This window comes from Mycobacterium sp. TH-M25 (genome assembly GCF_057473665.1).
The window spans coordinates 1-7502 of sequence record NZ_JBYCLA010000348.1 but is presented as its reverse complement, the minus strand read 5'-3'; the positions used below and the strand labels follow the sequence as shown (position 1 = coordinate 7502).

Sequence of the window (7502 nt, the reverse complement as noted above, 5' to 3'; positions counted from 1 at the left end):
GGGCCGACATCGTGATGGCGCGCGCCGCCGCGGCCCACGCCGCCTGGCATGGCCGCGAACACCCCAACATCGACGACCTGCGTGCCGCCGCCAAACTCGCACTGCCGCATCGCCGTCGGCGCAATCCGTTCGACGCGCCCGGTCTCGGCGACGACGAGCTCGACGAGCTGCTGCCACCTGATACCGACCCCGGCCCGGATCCCGACACCGACCCCGACGACCCGGGCGGCGGGCAGGGCGATCCCGAGCCGAATACCGCCGGCGGCCAGCAGGGCCCGGCATTGGCGCCACCCGTCGCTGCGGGCGAGCCTTATCGGACAAAGCTTTTCACGGTCAGCGGATTAGGCGACGGGCATGCCGGCCGGCGTAGCCGGGCGCGGACGACGACGGGCCGTCGTACCGGCGCCAGCCCGCTGGCCGAGTCGGGCATCCATCTCGTCGAGACGATGCGGGCCGCCGCACCGCATCAGGCCGCGCGCGGCCGCAGCGGTGGTCGACTGCTTCTGCAGGGCAACGATCTTCGGGGTGCCGTGCGGGAGGGCCGCGAGGCCAACCTGGTGGTGTTCGTCGTCGACACCTCCGGGTCGATGGCCGCCCGGAGGCGCATGCAGCAGGTCAAGACGGCCATCCTGTCGTTGCTGCTCGACGCCTACCGGCGACGTGACCGGGTCGGTGTCGTCACCTTCCGCGACCGGGCGGCCGAGATCGCTCTTCCACCAACCGGTTCCGTCGATATCGCAGCCAAGCGCCTGGACGACCTGCCGGCCGGCGGGCGGACACCGCTCGCCGAGGGGCTGATGAAGGCGGCCGAGGTGGTGCGGCGGGAACGGCTGCGCGATCCGAGCAGGCGGCCACTGCTCGTCGTCGTCACCGACGGCCGGGCGACGTCGGGACCCGATCCCATCGGGCGGGCCCAGCAGGCCGCCGCGCTGCTGGCGCACGACCGGGTCGACAGCATCGTCGTCGACTGCGAAACCGGGCGCATGCGAATGGGTTTGGCTGCGACCTTGGCCCAGCATCTGGACGCCGAGCATGTACCGCTTGCGCATGTCAGCGCTCACGCGCTGGCCGACATCGTCCGCGGTGCCACAACTCCCGGGGCCGCCTGATGCCGCAGGGCCGGGTCTCGGTCGTACCCGATGACAAGCTGACGACGCGGCAGCGCCGTAACCGGCCGCTGCTGATGGTGCACACCGGCAACGGCAAGGGAAAGTCCACCGCTGCCTTCGGATTGGCGCTGCGTGGCTGGAACCAGGGGTTCCGCATCGGGGTGTTCCAATTCGTCAAGTCGGCCAAGTGGCGCATCGGTGAGCAGACCGTGCTGGAGCGACTGGGTGCGCTGCACACCGAGACCGGTGAGGGTGGTCCCGTCGAATGGCACAAGATGGGGTCGGGTTGGTCATGGAGCCGCAAGGCCGGCACCGAGGTCGACCACGCCCAGGACGCCGCGGCCGGGTGGGCGGAGATCAAACGGCGGATCGCCGCCCAGACCCACGACCTTTACGTGCTCGACGAATTCACCTATCCAATCACGTGGGGCTGGGTCGACATCGACGATGTCGTCGAGACTCTCGCGAACCGGCCGGGCCACCAGCACGTCGTGATCACCGGCCGAAATGCCGACCCCGGGCTGGTCGAGATCGCGGACCTGGTCACCGAGATGACCAACGTCAAGCATCCGATGGACGCCGGCCAGAAAGGTCAGCGGGGCATCGAGTGGTAGCCACTCTGCCCCGCATCGTGGTCGCCGCGCCGGGATCTGGACACGGAAAGACTACTGTCGCAACTGGATTGATGGCCGCCCTGGCCGCACGCGGGCTGGCGGTATCCGGTCACAAGGTGGGTCCTGACTTCATCGACCCCGGTTACCACGCGCTGGCCACCGCTCGGCCGGGCCGCAACCTCGATCCGTTCTTGGTCGGCGAACAGCGGATCGTCCCGCTGTTGCTGCACGGTGCACGGGCGGCCGATGTCGCCGTGATCGAGGGCGTGATGGGGCTTTTCGACGGCCGGTTGGGTACCGCAGGGGAGGCGTCCACCGCGCACGTCGCCACGCTGACGAAATCTCCGGTGCTGCTGGTGGTCGACATTTCGCACGCGTCGCGGACCCACGCGGCGATGATCGCCGGGCTGGCCGCGTTCGACCCGTCGGTCCGCATCGCGGGCGTCATTCTCAACAAGGCGGGCAGCCCGCGGCACGCCGAGGAGGTACGGGACGCGCTGACGCCCACCGGTATTCCGGTGCTCGGTATCCTGCCCCGCGACGACAGCATCGAGACGCCGTCACGTCATTTGGGTCTGGTTCCCGCCGCGGAGCGTGCCGAGTCGGCCCAGACCCTCAAGCGGATTGCGGAAGTGGTTGCCGCGCATGTCGATCTCGATCGGGTGCTGGAGTTGGGCCGTAAAGCTGCAACGCTGTGTGGCACGTCGTGGGATGCCGCACACGAAATCCAACCACCCTCGGCAAAGCGCCCGGTGATCGCGATGGCCGGCGGACGCGCCTTCACCTTCCGCTACGCCGAAACCGAAGAACTGCTACGCGCCGCCGGTTGCGACGTCGTCGAATTCGACCCGCTGGTGGACGCGACCCTGCCTGCTGGGACGGCGGGCATCTATCTCGGGGGCGGATTCCCCGAGGTACATGCCGTCGAACTGGCCGAGAATCGCTGCCTGATAGCGGAATTGCGGTCCGTCATCGCCGCGGGAATCCCGACTGTCGCCGAGTGCGCCGGGCTGCTCTACCTGTGCCGGTCGCTCGACGGCGTACCGATGGTCGGTGCGGTGCCCGCCGATGCGGCGATGACGCCGCGACTCACTCTCGGCTACCGCAGCGCCACCAGCCCGGCGGACTCGCTGCTCGCCGAAGCGGGGGCGCAGGTCACTGGCCACGAATTCCACCGCACGGTAATCACTTCCGTCGACCTGGACGGCCGGTCGGCGTGGCGCCTACCTGCCGGGCCCGACGGCTTCGCGACCCCGGCGCTGCACGCCGCCTACCTGCACACGCACTGGGCCGGCCACCCCGCGCTGGCGCAACGGTTCGCGCGCGCCGTGCATGGGTACGCCGACTGCACACGGCCCTGACGCACGGTGCTGTATCTGGGGAAGCATGGCATGGACTTTAATGCCGCACAGTCCATTTGACGGGCTCTGCATGTTCACTCAAGATCTTGCCGAGGCGGCGCGCGGCACAGCTCAGCCATATCGCCGAGCTGCGCCGACCACCTGTCCGACTGCCTGCGCGAGCACAGCAGTCAGCTCTGACTCGTCGCCGCAACGGGAGGCTGTCCGTCCCACTCAGTTCAACTCTGAACTGGTGAAAAACCAGCGCCGGTAATGCCTTTGGGGTTGACGTCGGCGAGGATCGCATTGATCGATACGATCTCGCGCTGCGGCGAGGGTACGAGCGGCAGTACCGGCAGGGAGCCGTCGCGGAACATTCCGACCAGCAGGTCGTCAACCCTCTTGCCCGGTCAGCACATCGACTTGCCGGGCGCTCAGATCAGCTATATCGGCTGTGCCCAACACCGTGGCTCCGTGGGCCAGGTCTGAGACCAGGCGGCTTGGCTTTCACGCCGCGTGCCGCCGGACCTCTGGGCAGCACCGCGCAGGGCCTGGGACCACTTCTGTGATGTATGATGTGGTGTATGAAGCGGACGAACATCTACCTCGATGAGGAGCAGACGACGACCCTCGACCGGCTGGCAACACAAGAGGGCGTGTCACGCGCCGAACTGATCCGCCAACTGCTGAATCGCGTTCTTGCCAATGCCGACGACAGCCTCGCGTCGGACCTTGAAGCAATCGAGGAATCGTTCGGTGCGCTAGCTGACATCGAGGTGCCGGTGCGCGGCCAGAGCGGTCGCGAGGACCACCTGGCGAGCATCTGGCGCCGCTCATCGTGATTCTGGTCGATTCCGATGTGTTGATCGCACATCTGCGCGGTGTCGCCGCCGCCCGAGACTGGCTCACCGGTGCCCGAAAGCGCGGACCTCTCGCGATGAGCGTGGTGTCGGTCACCGAGCTGATCGGTGGAATGCGATCAGCCGAGCGTCGAGAGGTATGGCGATTGTTGACAGCGTTTCGCGCTGAACCCGCGACCGAGGTGATTGCCCGTCGCGCGGGCGAGATGATGCGCCGATATCGCAGCAGCCACAACGGTATCGGCCTCGGCGACTACTTCATCGCAGCGACCGCCGACGTTAAGGGACTCGAGTTGGCAACCCTCAATGTGCGCCATTTCCCCATGTTCAAGGACCTGCTGCCGCCGTTTGCCACCGCGCCTGCGTAGCGTCTTCAACGGCAGCGGTGCAGAATGGCAACCAACCACCTTTGACGCTTCGGCGACGAGCGAAATCGCCGAGCTCTTGGATCGTGCCCGATGTATTTCCGCGGGTGGCGTTCCTGTCTCGCGATGAGGTGCGGGAGTTCGTGGTGGAGCTGGTATCGACGATGCGAGCCGCTGATGCGATCAATAATCCGGCGCCGGCGGTACAGGTGATTGATAGCTGGCGGCATACCGCGGAGGTACTGGCTGACCCCGAGTTGACTGCGGTGCTCAGCGGGCCCAGCATCGGCGAGTTCGGACGAGTTCCAAAGCCCAGCCGCGGGTAACGGATTGGCGCCCGAACGTGGTGATCGAGTCGCACCGCCAGCTGGCACGGCCGCCGAGTGGGAGCTTCGATTCGCCACCAGTGAAGCGGTGAAGGGCTGGCGGCGCTATGTCGGCAGGCCCTGGCCACTACCCCGGTGGCGTGGCAAGAACTGCGTTCCCGGCCGGACAATCCGATGGCGACCGGCCAACACCACCGACCCGTTCGCTCTGAATGCCCCCGAACAATCGAGTGTGCATCGTGGGCGTCGAGCGTGCATCGTGGGCGGGAAAATCGCGAAAATCCCGCCCCTGGCGCACACTCGACGCCGTCAGTGCACACTCGATGCCAGTAGACCGAAAGCGGCAACCGGACGACCAGCCGACACCAGCCACCTTATGGGACCGACCGCGGCGAGTTACATTGCGCGCGTAGCCATTCAACGGCAGCCTCGACATTGGACACCACCGCCGCGCCGGGTGACCCCGCGGGCCGGCGCACGATGACGACCGGGATGCCCAGCTCGTCGGCGGCCTGCATCTTCGGCCAGGTGTACTCACCGCCGGAGTCCTTGGTGACCAACACATCCGCGCGATGCTCACGTAGCAACGTCAACTCGGCAGCCAAGCTGTAGGGCCCGCGATCGTGGACCAGCTGCCACGCCGGTGGCAACGCCACGTCCGGGTCGTCGACGACGCGCGCCAGCACCGCGTGCGACTCGAGCGACCCGACGAACGCCGCGAGCTGCTGGCGACCGACGGTCAGCAGCGGCCGGGCACCCAGCCGTCGCGCCTCGTCGGCGGCCTCGCCGTGCGAGCTGACCCAATGCCAGGACGGCGTGGCCCGGTCGGCCCAGCCGGGGCGTTGCAGCCGCAGCAAGGGCACGGACGCATCGGCGCAGGCGCGCACGGCGTTGGCCGAGATGGTCGCCGAGAAGGGATGGGTGGCGTCGAGCACGACGTCGAAGCCCGCCAGTGCCTTGCAAAGCCCGCCGACGCCGCCGAACCCGCCGATCCGCACCGCACCCGCAGGCAGTCGGGGCCGGGCGACCCGGCCGGCCAGCGAGCTCGTCACGTCGACACCGTCGTCGACCAAGCGGGCCGCCAGCGCGCGGGCTTCCGACGTGCCGCCCAGCAGCAGCACCCGCATCAGTGCCGCCGCAAAAGGTAAATATCCATCACGAAGCCGGCTTCGGTGCGGGCCTGCGAGCGGGCCTCGGCGATCCGCCCCGCGACGTCGCCGACTCGCCCCGACACCAGGCGCTCACCGGTAGCGCCGAGATTGGCCGCCCACCACACCGACCAGTCGTCCAGGCCGGTGAGCTCGAGGCGATCCGGTGGCGGATTCAGCATCGCGACGATGTTGTCCTGCCCGGCCGCGACGGCGTCCTGTAGCAGGCGGCCGGTGGTGACGTGCACCGGGCGGCCGACCTCGTGCAAGACGATGCGATGACGGGCGGCGAGCAGTTGCGGGGCACTGATTCCGGGCAAGACGTCGAATTCGACCGGCACGCCCAGCTTCTGGATCTTCTCGACCACGCGGATGGTCGAGTCGTACAGCGACGGGTCACCCAACACCAGGAAAGCCGCGGTGCCACCGCGCGCACGCAGCACGTCGGCGTAGGCCTTGGCGCGCGCGTCGTGCCAGTCGGCTACCGCACGCTGATAGCCCTGATCGGTCAGGCCGGTCGATCGATCCCGCTCCGGATCACGCACCGCCACAACGTCTACCGATCCATCGGTGTGCGCCTCGATGATCGCCCAACGCAGCGCCAGGAGTTCGTCGTCGGCACCTTTGATCGCCGCCAGCACGTAATCGACCGACCGCAGCGCCTCGGCTACCTCCGGCGTGACGTGCTGGGGCCCCATGCCGACCCCCAGGATTCGAACCCGGACTGGCTCAGGCACCGGCGCGGTCCTCGATGTCGCCTTCGACCTCCAGGTAGGCCTGCCGCAGCGCGGCCAGTGTCTCCGGCGACGGGTCGGCCCACAGGCCACGGTCGGCGGCCTCCTGCAGCCGCTCGACCATGCCGTGTAAGGCCCACGGGTTGGACGTGTCCAGGAATTCCCGGGTCTGCGGGTCGAGAACGTAAGACTGGGCCAGCTTTTCATACATCCAGTCCGCCACGACGCCCGCGGTGGCGTCGAAGCCGAAGAGATAGTCGACGGTGGCGGCGAGTTCGAAGGCGCCCTTGTAGCCGTGCCGGCGCATCGCCGAGATCCACCGCGGGTTGACCACCCGCGCGCGGAACACCCGCGCGGTTTCCTCGGACAGGCTGCGGGTGCGCACCGCGTCGGGCGTGGTCGAGTCGCCCACGTAGGCCTTGGGATCCGACCCGGTCAACGCGCGGATCGTCGCGATCATCCCGCCGTGGTACTGGAAGTAGTCGTCGCTGTCCGCGATGTCGTGTTCGCGGGTGTCGATGTTCTTGGCCGCCACCTTGATTCGCTTGTAGTTGGTGCGCATGTCATCGGCTGCGGCGGCGCCGTCGAGCCCGCGACCGTAGGCGAACCCGCCCCACGCGGTGTACACCTCGGCCAGATCCTTGTCGTCACGCCAAGTGCCCGCTTCGACGACCTGCAGGATGCCCGCGCCGTAGGAGCCCGGTTTCGAGCCGAAAACCCTTGTGGTGGCGCGTCGTTGATCGCCGTGGTCGGCGAGGTCGGCGCGGGCGTGGGCGGCCACGTAGTTGTCCTCGTCGGTTTCGCCGAGCATTGCCACCATCTGTACCGCGTCGTCGAGCATCATCACCACGTGTGGGAAGGCGTCGCGGAAGAACCCGGAGATGCGGACCGTCACGTCGATGCGGGGCCGGCCCAGCTCCTCCAGCGGGATCACTTCCAACCGGCTGACCCGTCGCGACGCCTCGTCCCACTCCGGCCGAACACCCAGCAGCGCAAGCACTTCGGC

General features: G+C 68.2%; 10 protein-coding genes. 6 read left to right on the top strand and 4 right to left on the bottom strand.

Annotated features, from left to right (window positions below; all coding sequences use genetic code 11):
- The 3 genes from AC2VOU_RS11760 to AC2VOU_RS11750 all read left to right on the top strand — a co-directional run.
- Positions 1 to 1109: VWA domain-containing protein (locus AC2VOU_RS11760; protein WP_486957539.1), on the top strand; the 1109-nt coding region annotated here is incomplete at its 5' end.
- Positions 1109 to 1723: a cob(I)yrinic acid a,c-diamide adenosyltransferase gene (gene cobO / locus AC2VOU_RS11755; protein ID WP_486957538.1), complete on the top strand. Its 615-nt coding sequence runs from the start codon at positions 1109 to 1111 to the stop codon at positions 1721 to 1723. The genes AC2VOU_RS11760 and cobO, both read left to right, overlap by 1 nt.
- Positions 1717 to 3084: a cobyrinic acid a,c-diamide synthase CobB gene (locus AC2VOU_RS11750; RefSeq protein ID WP_486957537.1), complete on the top strand. Its 1368-nt coding sequence runs from the start codon at positions 1717 to 1719 to the stop codon at positions 3082 to 3084. Before cobO ends, AC2VOU_RS11750 begins: the two co-directional genes overlap by 7 nt.
- A 218-nt stretch (positions 3085 to 3302) precedes the next feature.
- Here the strand turns inward: AC2VOU_RS11750 and AC2VOU_RS11745 are convergent, their stop codons facing one another.
- Positions 3303 to 3440 (bottom strand): hypothetical protein, encoded by a 138-nt coding sequence (locus AC2VOU_RS11745; RefSeq protein ID WP_486957536.1) that lies wholly within the window; start codon positions 3438 to 3440, stop codon positions 3303 to 3305.
- 207 nt (positions 3441 to 3647) lie between these two features.
- Here AC2VOU_RS11745 and AC2VOU_RS11740 point away from each other — a divergent pair, with 207 nt between their 5' ends.
- The 3 genes from AC2VOU_RS11740 (at position 3648) to AC2VOU_RS11730 (ending at position 4614) form a co-directional block, all read left to right on the top strand.
- A complete protein-coding gene (locus tag AC2VOU_RS11740) occupies positions 3648 to 3905 on the top strand; it encodes a ribbon-helix-helix domain-containing protein (protein WP_486957535.1) in 258 nt (85 codons plus the stop codon).
- Positions 3902 to 4291: a PIN domain-containing protein gene (locus AC2VOU_RS11735; RefSeq protein WP_486957534.1), complete on the top strand. Its 390-nt coding sequence runs from the start codon at positions 3902 to 3904 to the stop codon at positions 4289 to 4291. The genes AC2VOU_RS11740 and AC2VOU_RS11735 overlap by 4 nt, the downstream gene beginning before the upstream one ends.
- 83 nt (positions 4292 to 4374) lie before the next feature.
- Positions 4375 to 4614, top strand: coding sequence for a hypothetical protein (locus AC2VOU_RS11730; RefSeq protein WP_486957533.1), 240 nt, complete (start codon positions 4375 to 4377; stop codon positions 4612 to 4614).
- A gap of 374 nt (positions 4615 to 4988) precedes the next feature.
- Here the strand turns inward: AC2VOU_RS11730 and AC2VOU_RS11725 are convergent, their stop codons facing one another.
- The 3 genes from AC2VOU_RS11725 to AC2VOU_RS11715 all read right to left on the bottom strand — a co-directional run.
- Positions 4989 to 5741 carry a cobalt-precorrin-6A reductase gene (locus AC2VOU_RS11725; protein ID WP_486957532.1) on the bottom strand — a complete coding sequence of 251 codons (753 nt, stop codon included), beginning with the start codon at positions 5739 to 5741 and terminating at the stop codon, positions 4989 to 4991.
- Positions 5741 to 6499, bottom strand: coding sequence for a precorrin-6A synthase (deacetylating) (gene cobF / locus AC2VOU_RS11720; protein WP_486957531.1), 759 nt, complete (start codon positions 6497 to 6499; stop codon positions 5741 to 5743). The genes AC2VOU_RS11725 and cobF overlap by 1 nt, the downstream gene beginning before the upstream one ends.
- On the bottom strand, positions 6492 to 7502 hold a 1011-nt coding region (locus AC2VOU_RS11715), incomplete at its 5' end, for a cobaltochelatase subunit CobN (RefSeq protein ID WP_486957530.1). The genes cobF and AC2VOU_RS11715, both read right to left, overlap by 8 nt.